The sequence below is a fragment of the Microbacterium sp. CGR2 genome, from assembly GCF_003626735.1.
In the GTDB taxonomy this organism is placed as follows: Bacteria; Actinomycetota; Actinomycetes; order Actinomycetales; family Microbacteriaceae; genus Microbacterium.
This window is the reverse complement of record NZ_RBHX01000001.1, coordinates 150,538-166,459: the sequence shown is the minus strand read 5'-3', so window position 1 is coordinate 166,459 and position 15,922 is coordinate 150,538. Positions and strand designations below refer to the sequence as shown.

Annotated in this window: 12 protein-coding genes and 1 other RNA gene; 12 read left to right on the top strand and 1 reads right to left on the bottom strand. The window is 69.1% G+C overall.

Features of this window, described 5'->3' with window-relative positions; all coding sequences use genetic code 11:
* Positions 1-5: 5 nt before the first annotated feature.
* Complete coding sequence (locus D7252_RS00880) at positions 6-995, bottom strand: MoxR family ATPase (RefSeq protein ID WP_120773678.1); 990 nt, start codon at positions 993-995, stop codon at positions 6-8.
* 119 nt (positions 996-1,114) lie between these two features.
* On the opposite strand from D7252_RS00880, the gene ffs reads away from it, so the two are divergent.
* The 12 genes from ffs to D7252_RS00820 all read left to right on the top strand — a co-directional run bounded on the left by ffs (position 1,115) and on the right by D7252_RS00820 (position 15,859).
* Positions 1,115-1,211, top strand: an RNA gene (gene ffs, locus D7252_RS00875) — signal recognition particle sRNA small type.
* A gap of 70 nt (positions 1,212-1,281) precedes the next feature.
* The gene (locus D7252_RS00870; protein WP_251050803.1) at positions 1,282-1,884 is read left to right on the top strand and encodes a rhomboid family intramembrane serine protease; all 603 of its coding nucleotides are present in this window, start codon (positions 1,282-1,284) and stop codon (positions 1,882-1,884) included.
* Positions 1,881-2,588 carry a hypothetical protein gene (locus tag D7252_RS00865; protein WP_251050545.1) on the top strand — a complete coding sequence of 236 codons (708 nt, stop codon included), beginning with the start codon at positions 1,881-1,883 and terminating at the stop codon, positions 2,586-2,588. The genes D7252_RS00870 and D7252_RS00865 overlap by 4 nt, the downstream gene beginning before the upstream one ends.
* Before the next feature lie 9 nt (positions 2,589-2,597).
* A complete protein-coding gene (gene pta / locus D7252_RS00860; RefSeq protein ID WP_120773677.1) occupies positions 2,598-4,727 on the top strand; it encodes a phosphate acetyltransferase in 2,130 nt (709 codons plus the stop codon).
* A complete protein-coding gene (locus D7252_RS00855) occupies positions 4,724-5,944 on the top strand; it encodes an acetate/propionate family kinase (protein ID WP_120773676.1) in 1,221 nt (406 codons plus the stop codon). The genes pta and D7252_RS00855 overlap by 4 nt, the downstream gene beginning before the upstream one ends.
* 104 nt (positions 5,945-6,048) lie before the next feature.
* Positions 6,049-6,807 (top strand): HAD-IA family hydrolase, encoded by a 759-nt coding sequence (locus D7252_RS00850; RefSeq protein ID WP_120773675.1) that lies wholly within the window; start codon positions 6,049-6,051, stop codon positions 6,805-6,807.
* Positions 6,804-9,314, top strand: a complete 2,511-nt coding sequence (locus D7252_RS00845) for a glycoside hydrolase family 65 protein (RefSeq protein WP_120773674.1) — start codon at positions 6,804-6,806, stop codon at positions 9,312-9,314. Before D7252_RS00850 ends, D7252_RS00845 begins: the two co-directional genes overlap by 4 nt.
* A 45-nt stretch (positions 9,315-9,359) precedes the next feature.
* Positions 9,360-11,738 (top strand): DNA polymerase III subunit gamma and tau, encoded by a 2,379-nt coding sequence (locus D7252_RS00840; RefSeq protein ID WP_120773673.1) that lies wholly within the window; start codon positions 9,360-9,362, stop codon positions 11,736-11,738.
* Positions 11,738-12,331 carry a recombination mediator RecR gene (gene recR, locus D7252_RS00835; protein WP_120773672.1) on the top strand — a complete coding sequence of 198 codons (594 nt, stop codon included), beginning with the start codon at positions 11,738-11,740 and terminating at the stop codon, positions 12,329-12,331. Before D7252_RS00840 ends, recR begins: the two co-directional genes overlap by 1 nt.
* A complete protein-coding gene (locus tag D7252_RS00830) occupies positions 12,328-13,275 on the top strand; it encodes a DMT family transporter (RefSeq protein ID WP_259461027.1) in 948 nt (315 codons plus the stop codon). The genes recR and D7252_RS00830 overlap by 4 nt, the downstream gene beginning before the upstream one ends.
* A gap of 108 nt (positions 13,276-13,383) precedes the next feature.
* The gene (locus tag D7252_RS00825) at positions 13,384-14,664 is read left to right on the top strand and encodes an aspartate kinase (protein ID WP_120776722.1); all 1,281 of its coding nucleotides are present in this window, start codon (positions 13,384-13,386) and stop codon (positions 14,662-14,664) included.
* Between the two features lie 124 nt (positions 14,665-14,788).
* The gene (locus D7252_RS00820) at positions 14,789-15,859 is read left to right on the top strand and encodes an aspartate-semialdehyde dehydrogenase (RefSeq protein WP_120773671.1); all 1,071 of its coding nucleotides are present in this window, start codon (positions 14,789-14,791) and stop codon (positions 15,857-15,859) included.
* Positions 15,860-15,922: the final 63 nt, after the last annotated feature.

Genomic DNA, 15,922 nt, shown 5'->3' with positions numbered 1-15,922 from the left:
TCCGGTCAGGCGCGGGTTGCGATGGGAACCCGCACCCGTTCGGCGATCTGGGTCAACGCGGCTTCGATGGGCTGAGCACCCGCGCGCTGCGCCCCTCGCGCCGGGAGCAGCCGATGAGCGAGCACCGGGATGAGCAGCGCGGTGATGTCGTCGGGGATGACGAAGTCGCGGCCGTCGAGCGCCGCCCACACCTTCGCCGCGCGGATGAGCTGCAGGGTCGCACGCGGGCTCGCTCCGAGGTGCAGGTTCGGGTCGGAGCGCGTGGCCTGAGCGAGCGCGACCGCGTACTCTTCCAGGGCGGGAGCCACGTGCACGGCGCGCGCCCACGCGATGAGCTGCGAGATGGATGCCGCGTCGGCGACGGGAGACACCGCGGCGAGAGGATTGACCACGTCGCGCTGACGGAGCATGAGCGCCTCGGCCGCGGCATCCGGATAGCCCATGGAGATGCGCATCATGAAGCGGTCGCGCTGGGCCTCCGGGAGAGCGTAGGTGCCCTCCATCTCCAGCGGGTTCTGCGTCGCGACGACGAGGAACGGCTCGGGGAGCGGGTGGGTCGAACCGTCGACGGTGACCTGACCCTCTTCCATCGCCTCGAGCAGCGCCGACTGCGTCTTGGGGGAGGAGCGGTTGATCTCGTCGGCGATCACGATGTGTGCGAAGATCGCTCCGCGCTTGAACTCGAACTCGCGATCCACCGGGTTGTAGACCGAGACGCCGGTCACATCACCGGGAAGAAGGTCGGGCGTGAACTGGATGCGGCGCACCGTCGCGTCGACGGTCGCGGCGAGCGCACGAGCCAGCATGGTCTTGCCCACGCCGGGGACGTCTTCGATCAGCAGATGCCCCTCGGCCAGCAGGCAGACGACGGCGCTCCGCACCGCATCCGGCTTCCCGTCGATCACCTGAGCGATCGAGGCGAGGATCGCCGATGTCTGCGCGGCGAACTGGTCGGCGTCGATCATCACCGGTATCTGGGGGGAGTTCTCTGGCATGCGTACCCTCTCGCGTCGGCGCCACGGTGCGCGTGTCTCGATCGTACGCTTTGACAGGGCAGCGTGGATCATTCGCTCCCACCGGTCGTCGACCCGTGACACCTTCCGCTAGACTTGACGACGGCTCTCCGCGTGGCGGCATCCAGGCCAATTCCCCCAGGGCGGAAACGCAGCAAGGGTAACCGGGCTCTGCTGGGTGCGCGGAGGGTCATTTTTTGTGCCCGTGCGCCGCGCATTCACCCAGTCGTCTCCGGGCTACGCCTGCCACAATCGTGGGGTGACCGCCATGCAGCCCCGGACCTCGTCGAACTCCCTGCGTCGTTTCGCCTCCCCGGTGCTGCTCCTTGCCGCGATGTGGGTCATCCAGTTCGCGGATGCGATCCTGCCCGGCTCCTTCACCGGTTTCGGGCTGCGGTCCTGGGATCTCTCCGGTCTCGGCGGCATCATCCTCGCCCCGCTCCTGCACGCGAGCTGGGCACACCTCATCGCGAACTCCGTCCCTTTCCTGGTGCTCGGCTGCCTGGTCGCGGTGGAGGGAACGCGTCGGTTCTGGGCGGTCACCGTGATCGTCACCGTCGCGAGCGGGCTGGGCACGTGGTTCTTCAATGCGCCCGGAACGCTCACCGTCGGTGCCTCGGGACTCGTGTTCGGCTACTTCGGCTACGTCGTGCTGCGCGTCTTCGCGCCGGGGCGGATATCCCACCGCATCCTCTATGCGGTCATCGCACTGATCGTCATCGCGCTGTATGGCGGATCGATGCTCGCCGGCGTCGTCGGAGTCGCTGACGGCACGTCGTGGCAGGCCCACCTCTTCGGCGCGATCGGCGGCGCGGCGGCCGCGCTCGTCGGCGGGCGAGCGCGACCCATCCACGCGCGACGGCGCGGATGAACGCGCAGCGCCTCTCCGCAAAGCGCCCGGCGAAGCGCCACCCGCAGTCGCGCCGCCGCCCGGCCTCCCGAACGAAGCGTCGTAAGCCGGGGGCCAGGAAGCGCGCGACACTCCGACTGCGTCGACAGCGCCTCCTGCGGCGCGTGCTCATCTCCGCGGCCGCGGTGGCCGCCGTCGTCGTCTTCGCTGTGCTCATCCCGTTGGGCCTCGCCCGCGAGCCCGCCGCGGTCTGTCTCGACGATCCGACGACGTTCCCGCAGGCGGGGGTCGAAGGATGGAGCGGCGAGCAGCTCGAGAACGCGGCGACCATCGTGCGCACGGCATCCGCTCTCGGGCTCGGCCGCGACGGGCAGATCCTGGGCGTGATGACCGCGATGGGCGAGAGCAGCCTGCACAACATCGACTACGGCGACTGGGAGACCCGCGGGTTCACGAACCCCGACGGGTCGCGCACCACCAGCATCGGGCTGTTCCAGCAGCAGGAGTGGTGGGGGAGCATCGAGGAGCGGATGGACCCGGCGACGGCGGCCACGATGTTCTTCGACCGTCTGGTCGGCGTACCGGGCTGGCAGCAGATGGAACCGTCGCACGCCATTCACCGGGTGCAGGTGAACACCGATCGGGACTACTACTCCCGATTCCAGACGGATGCCACCGCCGTGGTCGACGCCCTGTCGGGCCCGTGCACAGCCGCGCCCGCCTAAGCTGAACCCGTGGCGCGGAGCATCTATGTAACCTCGGCCGAAGGCCATACCGGCAAGTCGACGATCGCCCTCGGGGCGCTCGACGCTCTGATGCGCGTGTCGCCACGGGTGGGCGTGTTCCGCCCGATAGCCCGGTCGGTGACGGAACGCGACGAGATCCTCGAAGTGATGCTCGCCCATGACGGCGTGCACCTCGACTACGACGACTGCATCGGCGTCAGCTACGACGACGTACGCAGAGACCCGGATGCTGCGCTGTCGACCATCGTCTCCCGCTTCAAGGCCGTCGAGGCGCAGTGCGACTCCGTCGTGATCATCGGCAGCGACTACACGGACGTCGGAAGTCCTGCCGAACTCGGATTCAACGCCCGCATCGCGGCGAACCTCGCAGCCCCTGTCCTGCTCGTGCTCAGCGGACGCGACCAGCAGCGACAGGCTGAGCAGCTCGGCACCACGACGGCACGCACGGCCGCCGCGGTCGGACAGATCGCAGCCTTGGCCCTCTCCGAGCTCACGACGGAACGCGCCGAGCTGTTCGCGGTCGTCGTGAACCGGGCCGACCCGGAGACGCTCGACGACATCATCGCCGCCGTCCGCGAGGTCGTCCCCGCCAAGACCGCTCCGGTGTGGGCGATCCCGGAAGACCGCGCACTGGTCGCTCCGTCGATCCGCAGCATCCTCGTCGCCGTCGACGGCACCCTGCTCAAGGGCGACGACGACCGGCTCGAACGGGAGGCGATGACCATCGTCGTCGCCGGCATGTCGATGGTCAACGTGCTGCCGCGGCTCACCGAAGAAGCCGTGGTGGTCATCCCCGCCGACCGGACCGAAGTGCTGCTCGCGGCCCTGCTGGCCGATTCGTCCGGCACGTTCCCGCGCATCGCGGGGATCATCCTGAACGGCCCGTTCCCGCTGCCCGAACCGATCGCGCAGCTCCTCGACGGCATCTCCTCCTCGGTGCCGATCATCACCACCGACCTCGGCACGTACGACACCGCTGTGCGGGTGATGGGCACACGCGGTCGGATCTCTGTCGACGCCAGGGGCCGGTACGACCGCGCTCTGGGCCTGTTCCAGGCGCACGTCGATGTGGTCGAGCTGACCACGCAACTGGGCCTCGCCGAATCGCGCGTCGTCACGCCGCTGATGTTCGAGTACGGGCTCATCGAGCGCGCCCGTGCCGATCGTCGACACATCGTCCTGCCCGAAGGCGACGACGATCGCATCATCCGGGCCGCGGCCGCTCTGCTGGCCAGAGAGGTCGCCGACCTGACCATCCTGGGTGACGAGTCGGCGGTGCGCGCCAGGGCGACCGACCTCGGCGTCGACATCTCGGCCGCACAGGTGATCAGCCCCACCGACCCCGAACTCGTCGAGCGTTTCGCCGCGGAGTACGCGCGTCTCCGCGCCCACAAGGGCATCACGCTCGAGCGTGCGGCCGACACGGTGACCGACGTGTCGTACTTCGGCACGATGATGGTGCACCTGGGGTTGGCCGACGGCATGGTGTCGGGCGCGGCGCACACGACGGCGCACACGATCCGTCCGTCCTTCGAGATCATCAAGACGAAGGAAGGCGTGAATGTCGTCTCGAGTGTCTTCCTGATGGCGCTCGCCGACCGCGTGCTCGTCTACGGCGACTGCGCCGTCATCCCCGATCCCACCGCCGAGCAGCTCGCCGACATCGCGATCTCCTCCGCGGCGACGGCCAGTCAGTTCGGCATCGACCCCCGCGTCGCGATGCTGTCTTACTCCACAGGCGAATCCGGTTCCGGCGCTGATGTCGAGAAGGTGCGCGCGGCCACCGCTCTGGTGCGCGAGCGTGCGCCGGAACTGCCGGTCGAAGGGCCGATCCAGTACGACGCGGCCGCCGATGCCGCCGTCGCGAAGACCAAGCTGCCCGACTCCGCGGTGGCGGGCCGGGCGACGGTGTTCGTCTTCCCCGACCTCAACACCGGCAACAACACATACAAAGCCGTGCAGCGTTCGGCGGGGGCGGTCGCCATCGGTCCGGTGCTGCAGGGCCTCAACAAGCCGATCAACGACCTCTCGCGGGGAGCGCTCGTGGACGACATCGTGAACACGGTGGCGATCACGGCCATCCAGGCGCAGGCGGCGGAGGAAGGCGGCGACGCATGAGCGTGGTCCTGGTGATCAACAGCGGCTCCTCGTCCCTGAAGTACAGCCTGATCGACGTCGAGAACGAGAACGAGCTGGCGAACGGGCTCATCGAGCGGATCGGGCAGGACCTCAGCCCGGTCGCTCACACGGTGCGGCCCGAGAAGGATGCCGAGGCCATGCCGACCATGCTCGACGCGACCTATCGCGACGAGCAGTCGATCGCCGATCACGCCGCCGCGTTCGCCGTGATGCTGGAGCAGTTCGCGGCCAACGGTCCGTCATTGGAAGACCGCCGTCCGGCCGCCGTCGGGCACCGCGTGGTGCACGGCGGTGCTCGCTTCTTCGCCCCCACGCTGGTCGACGCTGACGTCGAGCGACAGATCGATGAGCTCGCGGTGCTCGCGCCTCTGCACAACCCGGCGAATCTCGCCGGGATCCGCGCAGCGAAGGCGGTCTTCACCGACGTGCCGCACGTCGCGGTCTTCGACACCGCGTTCCATCAGACTCTGCCGCCGGCGGCCTACACCTACGCCATCGATGCCGCCCTCGCCGCCGAGCACCGTGTGCGGCGCTACGGCTTCCATGGGACGAGTCACCAGTATGTGAGCGAGGCCGCCGCGGCCTACCTCGACCGCGACCTGGCCGACCTGAAACAGCTCGTCTTCCATCTCGGCAACGGCGCGTCCGTGACCGCGGTCGACGGAGGTCGTTCGGTGGAGACCTCGATGGGCCTCACACCGCTCGAAGGTCTCGTGATGGGCACCCGTTCCGGCGACATCGACGCGGCGGCCCTCCTGCACCTGTCGCGTCGGGCCGGATACTCGATCGACGATCTCGACGCGCTGCTGAACAGCCGGAGCGGCCTGGCGGGTCTCGCCGGACACAGCGACATGCGCGACATCCTCGCCGGCCGTGACGCGGGGGAGGACGCTGCCACCCTCGCCTTCGACGTCTACGTCCATCGACTGCGCGCCTATGCCGGCTCCTACATCGCGCAGCTCGGCGGCGTCGACGTGATCTCCTTCACCGCGGGCGTCGGCGAGAACGCGGCCGCGGTGCGCGCCGCCGCCATGTCGACCCTGGGGTTCGCCGGTGTCGAGATCGATGCCGCGCGGAACGAGGCGCGCGGGCGCGGCATCCGTCGGATCTCCACCGACGCGTCATCCGTCACCGTTCTCGTCGTCCCGACGAATGAAGAGCTGCAGATCGCTCGACAGACCGCCGAACTGCTCTGATCGGATGCCGCGCCGGGGTTACCCGCGATGCCCGCACCGCATTACGCTTGCACAGTGGCACGGAGAGGTGCCGAATACCCGACACCCTTCTCCTGGAGGCTCCTGTGCCAGAAGCCCTGCCCGACCTGTTCCACGCGGCCGGCGTGCTCTTCGATCTCGACGGCGTCCTCACGCCGACGGCGGAGGTGCACATGCGTGCGTGGAAGGTCGTCTTCGATGACGTCTTCGAGCGGTGGGGAATCAGCCCGGCGTACACGGATGCCGACTACTACGACTACGTCGACGGCAAGAAGCGCTACGACGGCGTCGCCAGTCTGCTGCACAGCCGGAACGTCGAAGTGCCGTGGGGCGAGGTCGACGACGACCCGGAGGCCGAGACGATCTGCGGAATCGGCAACCGGAAGAACGCCGCTTTCGCCACCTCGTTGCGCGCAGAAGGGATCGCCCCGTATCCGGGCTCGCTCGCACTGATCGAACGCCTGCGCGCCGAGGGAATCCCGCTGGGCGTGGTGTCGAGCTCGAAGAACGCCGAAGAGGTCCTCGGCGCCGCCGGCATCCGCGACTTCTTCCGCGTCGTCGTCGACGGTGTGGTCGCCGAGCGCGACGAGCTCTCCTCCAAGCCCGCCGCCGACATGTTCGCCGCCGGCGCCGTCGCGCTCGGTGTCGACCCGTCCCGGACGGTCGCGTTCGAAGACGCCACCTCCGGCGCGGCCTCGGCTGCTGCAGCCGGTATCGCCGACGTCGTCGGCGTCGACCGCGGCACCGGAGCAGACGCCCTCCGCGCCTCCGGTGCCACCTGCGTCGTCGAAGACCTCGCCGTGTTCCTCCCCGAATCCCGTATCGACACCTCGGAGACCGCATGATCGACAGCGACCGCTTCCCCGTCGACCCCTGGCGACTGATCGAGACGGCCTACTCCGAGGACGGCGTCGGAGAGACGCTGTTCTCGGTCGGAAACGGATACCTCGGTCTGCGCGGCAACCACATCGAGGGGCGCGGGGCGCACGAGCACGGCACCTTCATCAACGGGCTGCACGAGACCTGGCCCATCCGGCACGCCGAGCAGGCCTACGGCTTCGCGGAGGTCGGCCAGACGATCGTCAACGCGCCCGACGCGAAGGTGATGCGGGTCTACGTCGACGACGAACCGATGTCGTTCGACGAGGCGGATGTGCGCGAGTACCGGCGTACGCTCGACATGCGCACCGGCGTCCTGGAACGCATCGTCGTCTGGGAGACTCCGTCCGGCAAGCGCGTGCGCATCCGTGACGAGCGCATCGTCAGCTTCGAGGAGCGCCACCTCGCCATCCTCCGGCTCGAGGTCACCGTCGAGAACTCCGACGCACCGGTGACGATCAGCTGCCAGATGCTCAACCGGCAGGACGGCGGGAACGTCTACGCGGGCACTCCGGTCCCCGCGCGGAAGCAGGCCGGTTTCGATCCCCGCAAGGCGGAGAAGATCGCCGACCGAGTGCTCGAGCCCGACGAGTTCTGGCAGGACGGGCAGCGATCTGCTCTTTCGTATCAGGTCGCCGATTCCGGGATGACGGTCGCGGTGGTGGCCGATCACCTCATCGAGACCGAGAACGAGTACAACGCCCGCAGGTTCGTCGACCCCGACATCGCCAAGAACGTGTTCCGCGTGCAGGCGAAGGCGGGTGTGCCGATCCGCATCACCAAGCTCGTCAGCTACCACACGTCGCGGGGCGTCCCGCCGCGCGAACTCGTGGACCGCTGCCGTCGTTCGCTCGATCGGGTGATCGTCGAAGGCATCGAGACGCAGTTCCGGCGTCAGGAGGACTGGCTCGCCGCGTTCTGGGAGCGCAGCGATGTGCAGATCGGCGGACGCGACGACCTGCAGCAGGCCACTCGGTGGTGCCTCCTGCAGCTCGCTCAGGCGTCCGCTCGTGCGGACGGCACCGGCGTTCCCGCCAAGGGCGTCTCCGGCTCGGGCTACAGTGGCCACTACTTCTGGGACACGGAGATCTACGTGCTCCCGTTCCTCACCTACACGTCGCCGCAATGGGCGCTCAACGCCCTGCGTGCCCGCGTGCTCATGCTGCCGGCCGCCCGACGTCGGGCGGCCCAGCTGAACGAGGCGGGAGCTCTCTTCCCGTGGCGCACGATCAACGGCGAGGAGGCTTCGGCCTACTACGCCGCCGGCACCGCGCAGTATCACATCAACGCCGACGTCAGCTTCGCCCTCGGCAAGTACGTCCGCGCCACCGGCGACGAGGAGTTCCTGCGGCGCGAAGGCGCTGACATCGCCATCGAGACCGCGCGGCTGTGGGCGACTCTCGGCTTCTGGCGCGGCTCGCCGCTCCCCGGAGACTCCGGCGCCGGCGGCAGTGCGGAGACCTTCCACATCCACGGGGTCACGGGGCCGGACGAGTACACGACGGTGGTGAACGACAACCTCTACACGAACGTCATGGCGCGCTACAACCTCCGGTACGCCGCGAGGATCGTGCGGGAGATCCAGGAGAGCTTCCCCGAGGACTACGCGCGGCTCGTCGAGCGCACGGGTCTCGGCACGGGGGAGGCGGAGGCGTGGGAGCGCGCCGCCGAGGCCATGGTCATCCCCTACAGCGACACCCTCGGCATCCACCCCCAGGATTCGCTGTTCCTCGAGCGAGAGGTGTGGGACCTCGCACACACCCCGGCCGAGCAGCGACCCCTTCTGCTGCACTTCCACCCGCTGGTGATCTACCGGTTCCAGGTGCTCAAGCAGGCGGATGTCGTCCTCGCGCTCTTCTTGCAGGGCAACCACTTCACGCCCGAGGAGAAGCGGGCCGACTTCGACTACTACGACCCGCTGACCACGGGCGACTCGACCCTCTCCGCCGTGGTGCAGTCCATCCTGGCGGCCGAGGTGGGATACCAGGACCTCGCGCAGCGTTACTTCGAGCAGTCGCTGTTCGTCGACCTGCACGACCTGCACCACAACGCGGCTGACGGCGTGCACGTGGCTTCGGCCGGCGGCGTGTGGACCGCACTCGTCTGCGGTTTCGGCGGCATGCGCGACTACGCGGGAGAGCTCAGCTTCGACCCGCGCCTCCCGGCCGAATGGCCCTCGCTGTCGTTCCCGCTGCAGTGGCAGGGATCGTCGGTGCAGGTCACGGTGACCAGGGACGAACTGCGGATGCACGTGCGCAGCGGCGCTCCGGTGGCGTTCTCGGTGCGCGGGACCGACTACGTCGCGACGGTCGACGAAGTGGTCGCCGTACCCCTCGCCGACCAGGGCCCGATCATCCCCGGCCGCCCGACGCTGCGGCAGTTCGCCGACGCGCGGCGCGAGGACGGCACGCGGATGTCGGCATCCGTTCCGGTGATCACGACGGCGATCCCGATCATCGAGTCGATCGACTGACCGGGCGGCCGCCGAAGTGTCGGCGGCACGCCGTAGGCTGTTGAGGTGACCACAGCCCTCTACCGCCGCTACCGGCCCGAGACGTTCGGCGAGATGATCGGGCAGTCACAGGTGACCGACCCGCTGATGACCGCGCTGCGCGGCGATCGAGTCGGGCATGCATACCTGTTCTCCGGCCCTCGCGGGTGCGGCAAGACGACGTCCGCGCGCATCCTGGCGCGGTGCCTGAACTGCGCCGAAGGGCCGACCGACGTTCCCTGCGGAACCTGCCCGAGCTGCGTCGAGTTGTCGCGTGCCGGCGGCGGATCGCTCGACGTCGTCGAGATCGACGCCGCCAGCCACAACGGCGTCGACGATGCGCGCGATCTGCGCGAGCGCGCCACGTTCGCGCCCAGCCGTGACCGGTACAAGATCTTCATCCTCGACGAGGCGCACATGGTGACCCCTCAGGGGTTCAACGCGCTGCTCAAGCTCGTCGAAGAGCCGCCCGAGCACGTGAAGTTCATCTTCGCGACCACCGAGCCCGAGAAGGTGCTGGGCACGATCCGCTCGCGCACGCACCACTATCCCTTCCGCCTCGTGCCGCCCGCCGCGATGCTCGAGTACGTCGCCAAACTCTGCGGCGAAGAGGGCGTCATCGTCGAGCAGGGCGTGCTCCCTCTCGTGGTCCGCGCCGGCGGCGGGTCTCCTCGCGACACCCTGTCGCTGCTCGATCAGCTGATCGCCGGGTCCGACGCGCCCGCCGGTTCCGAGACGGTCACGGTGGGTTACGCCAGGGCGGTCTCGCTGCTCGGGTACACCCATGCCGCACTGCTCGACGAGATCGTCGACGCGCTGGCCGCCGGCGACGCCGCAGAAGCCTTCCCGGCGATCGATCGCGTCGTGCAGACGGGTCAAGACCCCCGCCGCTTCGTCGACGACCTGCTCGAGAGGCTGCGTGACCTCATCGTCATCGCCGCCGTCGGCGCCGGTGCGTCTGCCGTGCTGCGCGGGGTGGCCGAAGACGACCTGGAGCGCATGCGCGCCCAGGCGTCGGCCTTCGGCTCCGCTCGGCTCTCTCGCACCGCCGATGTGGTCAGTGCGGCTCTCGACGACATGTCGGGTGCCACCTCACCGCGTCTTCACCTCGAGCTGATGGTGGCGCGCGTTCTCGCCGGCGCGTCTGGCGGGGCGTCGGATGCCGGGGCAACGGCGAACGCGACGGCCGCTGTGCCGGGCGACGCCGCGTCGCCGGCGCGCGCCGACGCGCCGGACCGCACCGCGGCACCGTCGGCAGAGCGGGCCCCTGCCGCGGCCACCGCACCGCCCGCAGCGGACAGCGCTCCTCCGGCAGCAACTCCTCCTGCAGCAGCGTCGGCTCCCGCAACCTCCGCCCCCGAGGCATCCACCTCGGCGCCCGTAGCGTCGACTCCCGCAGCGTCGGCGCCCGCAGCGTCCGATCCCGCAGCGTCGGCGCCCGCAGCGTCGCCGTCGCTCGCACCCTCGACGTCGGCCGCTGAGCCCGCGTCCACGGAGAAGTCGAGCGCGCCGACAGGACCGGTGACCCTCGACCGCATCAGCGCGGCATGGCCGGCAGTGCTCACGCGACTCGAAGGGATCAGCCGCACGTCGTGGCTGCTGGCGACCGCCGTGCAGCCGCTCGCCTACGTGGCCGATACCGAGGTCCTCACGCTCGGCTTCACCAGCCAGCACGACGTCGCCAAGTTCAAGGGCGTCACGCCGGGCTCCGGTCCGTCCGACCACCTGCGTACGGCCATCGAGCAGGAACTCGGCGTCCGGGTGAAGTACCTCCCCGCGCCCATGCCGGCGACCGGCGGCGCACCCCGCCAGCCGGCGGCATCCGCTCCGCAGGCACCCAGCGACGCCGCGACCGCATCGGAGCCTGCGTCAGCGGGGTTCTCCCGTTCCGAGTCCCGAGCATCATCGTCCGCATCCGTCACGGAGTGGGCGGTCGCGCCGATTCCTCGCGCCGATCAAGCGCCCAGCGAGGTGCCGGCACCGACGGCCCCGCTTCCGGTCGACGACGAACCCGAAGAGGTCGAGGCCGCAGCATCCGCTCCGACTCCCCCGTCCGACGGCACCGTCGACCGCGACGTGCCTCCCTTGCCCGGAGACGATGAGGCGCCCGCCTTCGATGACGAGCCGCCCTATGACCCGTCGTACGAACCTCCGGCGCCGAACGCAGGCATCGCCGCGCCCCGACCGGAAGTATCGGCTCCGCGCGCGATGCAGCCCTCGCCGTCGACGCAACCCTCGCCTTCGGTGGCCGAGACCCCGCGTCGACCGTCCGCCCCTCCTGCCGTCACCGAGCGCGTTCCCTCTGTCGGGGGAGTGCAGCGCTACGGTGAGGCCGTGATCCGCCAGGTGCTCGGCGCCCGATTCGTGCGTGAAGAGCCCTACGAGCCCCCGACGAGGTTCTCCTGATGTATGACGGCATCGTTCAAGAGCTGATCGACGAGTTCGGTCGGCTCCCCGGCATCGGACCGAAATCCGCCCAGCGCATCACGTTCCATATCCTGCAGACGCCGACGTTCGATGTGGCGCGCCTGGCCGAGCTTCTCTCCGAGATCCGTCTCCGGGTGCGTTTCTGCGAGATCTGCGGCAACGTCGCCGAGCAGGAACGCTGCGCGATCTGCCGCGATCCGCGACGCAGTCAGACGCTCATCTGCGTCGTCGAAGACGCCAAAGACGTCGCCGCCATCGAGCGCACGCGCGAGTTCCGCGGGCTGTACCACGTGCTGGGAGGCGTGATCAGTCCGATCGCGGGTGTCGGGCCCGACGACCTGCGCATCGCGCAACTGATGACGCGCCTCGCCGACGGGACGGTGCAGGAGGTGATCCTCGCGACGAACCCCAACCTCGAGGGCGAGGCCACCGCCAGCTACCTCAGCAGGCTCCTGACCACGATGCAGATCACCGTGTCGCGTCTGGCATCCGGGCTTCCGGTGGGTGGCGATCTCGAGTACGCCGATGAGGTGACGCTCGGCCGCGCTTTCGAAGGGCGGCGCACCCTGTGACACCGCAGGCCGGGTTCTCCCGCCGAGGATGGCTGCTGTTCGGAGCCATGGCGCTCCTCTGGGGCGTGCCGTACCTGTTCATCAGCATCGCGGTGGAGTCGATCTCACCGCCCGCGATCGTCGCCGGCCGCACGCTCATCGCGGCTCTCATCCTCCTGCCTTTCGCCTTCCGCGGCGGGGCGATGCGCACGGCCTTGAAGCACTGGCCCTGGGTGCTGGCCTTCGGTCTCGTCGAGATGGCGGGCCCGTTCGTGCTGCTCGGGCACGCCGAGATGACGCTTCCGTCGGGAATGACCGGTCTGCTGGTGGCGACCGTCCCCCTGTTCGCGGCGCTGATCGCACTCGGCGGCGGCGATCGCGGTGTACTCAGACCCGCGCGCGGCATCGGACTGCTCGTCGGGTTCGTCGGTGTCGCGATCGTCGTCGCCGGCCCCGGACTCCTCGGCGGCGAGATCAGCCTGCTGGCGGCAGGCGAAGTGCTGCTCGTCGCCGTCTTATACGCGATCGCCCCTTTCATCGTGGCGCGGAAGCTCGCCGACGTCCCGTCCATGGGCACGATCACCCTCTCGCTGCTCATGATCGGCGTGCTGTATCTGCCAATCGCCCTGCTCACGCAGCACGAGGTACCGACCCTGCCGTCGATCGGCGCGCTTCTCGCCCTGGCGGTGATCTGCACGGCTGTCGCCTTCCTCGCCTTCTTCGCGCTCATCCGCGAGGTCGGCCCGGTGCGTGCACCGCTCTTCACCTACGTGAATCCGGTGGTGGCGATCATCCTGGGCGCGATCGTGCTCTCCGAGCCGCTGACACCGGGTCTCCTCATCGGATTCCCGCTCATCATCGCCGGATGCTGGTTCGCAGCGACCGGCGGGCGGCTCCGACCCGCCGCCTCCACTGCCGCACGCTCGGAGGCTGTTCCGCCCGTCGCCCTGCCGCCCGCACCCTGAAACCGCACCAGCTGGCACCGCCCGGCGTGTGTCACATGCGCGGCGGCGTATACGCGCCGATCGTAGAATGAGCGTGGGCGGATCCGCCCGACAACCCGGGGAGTGATCGTGGCCCTCATCGTGCAGAAGTACGGCGGCTCATCCGTCGCCGACGCAGAGAGCATCAAACGCGTCGCGAAGCGCATCGTCGACACGCGCCGAGCCGGGCACGACGTCGTCGTCGCGGTGAGCGCCATGGGCGACACGACCGACGAGCTGCTCGATCTCGCGAACGAGGTCGCCCCGATTCCGGCTCCGCGAGAGCTCGACATGCTGCTTTCCAGTGGAGAGCGCATCTCGATGGCGCTGCTGGCGATGGCCATCCACTCGATGGGCTTCGAAGCACGGTCGTTCACCGGCAGTCAGGCCGGCATGATCACCGACTCGCAGCACGGTGCCGCTCGTATCGTCGACGTCACCCCGGTGCGTCTGCGCGAGGCCCTCGACGAGGGCGCGATCGTCATCGTCGCCGGGTTCCAGGGTTTCAACCGCGACACTCGTGACATCACGACGCTGGGTCGTGGCGGCTCCGACACCACGGCCGTGGCGCTCGCGGCGGCGCTCGACGCCGACGTGTGCGAGATCTACAGCGACGTCGACGGCATCTTCACGGCGGACCCCCGGGTGATCCCCCGGGCGCAGAAGCTCGACCATGTCTCCAGCGAAGAGATGCTGGAGCTCGCAGCCAACGGCGCGAAGGTGCTCTACATCCGCGCCGTCGAGTACGCCCGCCGTCACGGTGTCCTGATCCACGCTCGGTCGACGTTCTCGTCGTCCGAGGGCACGTACGTCCTGGGCGAGGGCATGAAAAACCCGCGCGAAGCAGAGGGAGCAGTCATGGAAGAACCGATCGTCGCCGGAGTCGCGACCGACTTCAGCCACGCCAAGATCACAGTGGCCGGCGTCCCCGACGTCCCGGGCAAAGCAGCCGACATCTTCAAGATCGTCGCCAAATCCGGCGCCAACGTCGACATGATCGTGCAGAACGTGTCGGCGACGGGGCGCACCGACATCTCGTTCACGGTCCCCAAAGCGGATGCGACGGCGGCACTCAAAGCCCTCGCGGCAGAGCAGGGTCAGGTGGGGTTCCAGAACCTCATCCACGACGACCAGATCGGCAAGCTGTCGGTCGTGGGCGCGGGTATGCGCACCCATTCCGGCGTCTCGGCGACGCTCTTCGAGGCGCTGTCAGCCGGTGGCATCAACATCGAGATGATCTCGACCTCCGAGATCCGCATCTCCGTGGTGCTGCGCGGCGATGACCTCGCCGAGGCTGCGCGCACCGTGCACACCGCGTATGGCCTCGACGGTGAGGCCGAAGCCACGGTGCACGCCGGCAGCGGTCGCTGACCACGCCCCTCCGCCAGCGCGATAGACTCACCCGAACCCTGACATCGGCGCCAGGCGCGGCATCCGCACCCCGACGTCGCGCCCGAAGCCTCGTATGCCGCACCGCACGAAGCCAAGGAACCTCATGACCCGCATCTCCGAATCAGGACTCTCCGTCGCCATCGTCGGCGCCACCGGCCAGGTCGGCACCGTCATGCGCGAGATTCTCGCCGAGCGAGCGTTCCCGATTCGCGAACTGCGGCTGTTCTCCTCTTCGCGGTCCGCGGGCAGCGAGATCGAGTACCAGGGAGCCGTCGTCGTCGTCGAAGACGTCGAGACGGCGGATGCTGCGGGCATCGACATCGCGCTCTTCTCCGCCGGCGCCACCGCGAGCCGCGCCTACGCCCCTCGCTTCGCCGAGGCGGGTGCCGTGGTCGTCGACAACTCCAGTGCCTGGCGGATGGACCCCGAGGTGCCGCTCGTGGTCAGCGAAGTCAACCCGCACGCCATGGACGACCGCCCCAAGGGCATCATCGCCAACCCGAACTGCACCACGATGGCGGCCATGCCGGCACTGAAGGCGTTGGATGCCGAGGCGGGCCTCGAGCGTCTGATCGTGTCGACCTACCAGGCTGTCTCCGGTTCCGGTCTCGCCGGTGCTCAGGAGCTCCTCGATCAGGTGGAGGGGGTGCTCGCCCAGGGCGACACGCTCCGACTCGTGCACGACGGGTCCGCGATCGATTTCCCTGAGCCCGTGAAGTACGTCGCGCCGATCGCGTTCGACGTCATCCCGCTGGCGGGGAACCTGGTCGACGACGGTCTGAACGAGACGGATGAGGAGAAGAAGCTCCGCAACGAGAGCCGCAAGATCCTCGAGCTGCCGGACCTCCGCGTCGCGGGGACCTGCGTTCGAGTGCCCGTGTTCACCGGCCACTCGCTTTCGATCCACGCGGAGTTCTCGCGCGACATCACTCCCGAGCGTGCCGCTGAGGTCCTCGCCGAGGCCCCGGGTGTCGTCCTGCAGGATGTTCCCACCCCGCTGCATGCTGCCGGCAAGGACCCGAGCTTCGTCGGTCGCATCCGCGCCGACCAGTCCGCTCCCGAGGGCAAGGGGCTCGTCCTGTTCATCAGCAACGACAACCTGCGCAAGGGCGCTGCTCTCAACGCCGTGCAGATCGCCGAGGTTCTCGCCGAGCGTCTCGTCGCAGCCCACTGAGTCCGCGCGAACTTCGATCCCCTGCGGCTGGCTCTCGGGTCGGCGCAGGCGAACTAGACTGAT

Excerpts from the sequence above, each read along its gene's own strand:
- D7252_RS00880 (WP_120773678.1), bottom strand. The coding sequence starts at position 995 with ATGCCAGAGAACTCCCCCCAGATACCGGTGATGATCGACGCCGACCAG.
- D7252_RS00870 (WP_251050803.1), top strand. The coding sequence starts at position 1,282 with ATGCAGCCCCGGACCTCGTCGAACTCCCTGCGTCGTTTCGCCTCCCCG.
- D7252_RS00865 (WP_251050545.1), top strand. The coding sequence starts at position 1,881 with ATGAACGCGCAGCGCCTCTCCGCAAAGCGCCCGGCGAAGCGCCACCCG.
- D7252_RS00855 (WP_120773676.1), top strand. The coding sequence starts at position 4,724 with ATGAGCGTGGTCCTGGTGATCAACAGCGGCTCCTCGTCCCTGAAGTAC.
- D7252_RS00845 (WP_120773674.1), top strand. The coding sequence starts at position 6,804 with ATGATCGACAGCGACCGCTTCCCCGTCGACCCCTGGCGACTGATCGAG.
- recR (WP_120773672.1), top strand. The coding sequence starts at position 11,738 with ATGTATGACGGCATCGTTCAAGAGCTGATCGACGAGTTCGGTCGGCTC.
- D7252_RS00820 (WP_120773671.1), top strand. The coding sequence starts at position 14,789 with ATGACCCGCATCTCCGAATCAGGACTCTCCGTCGCCATCGTCGGCGCC.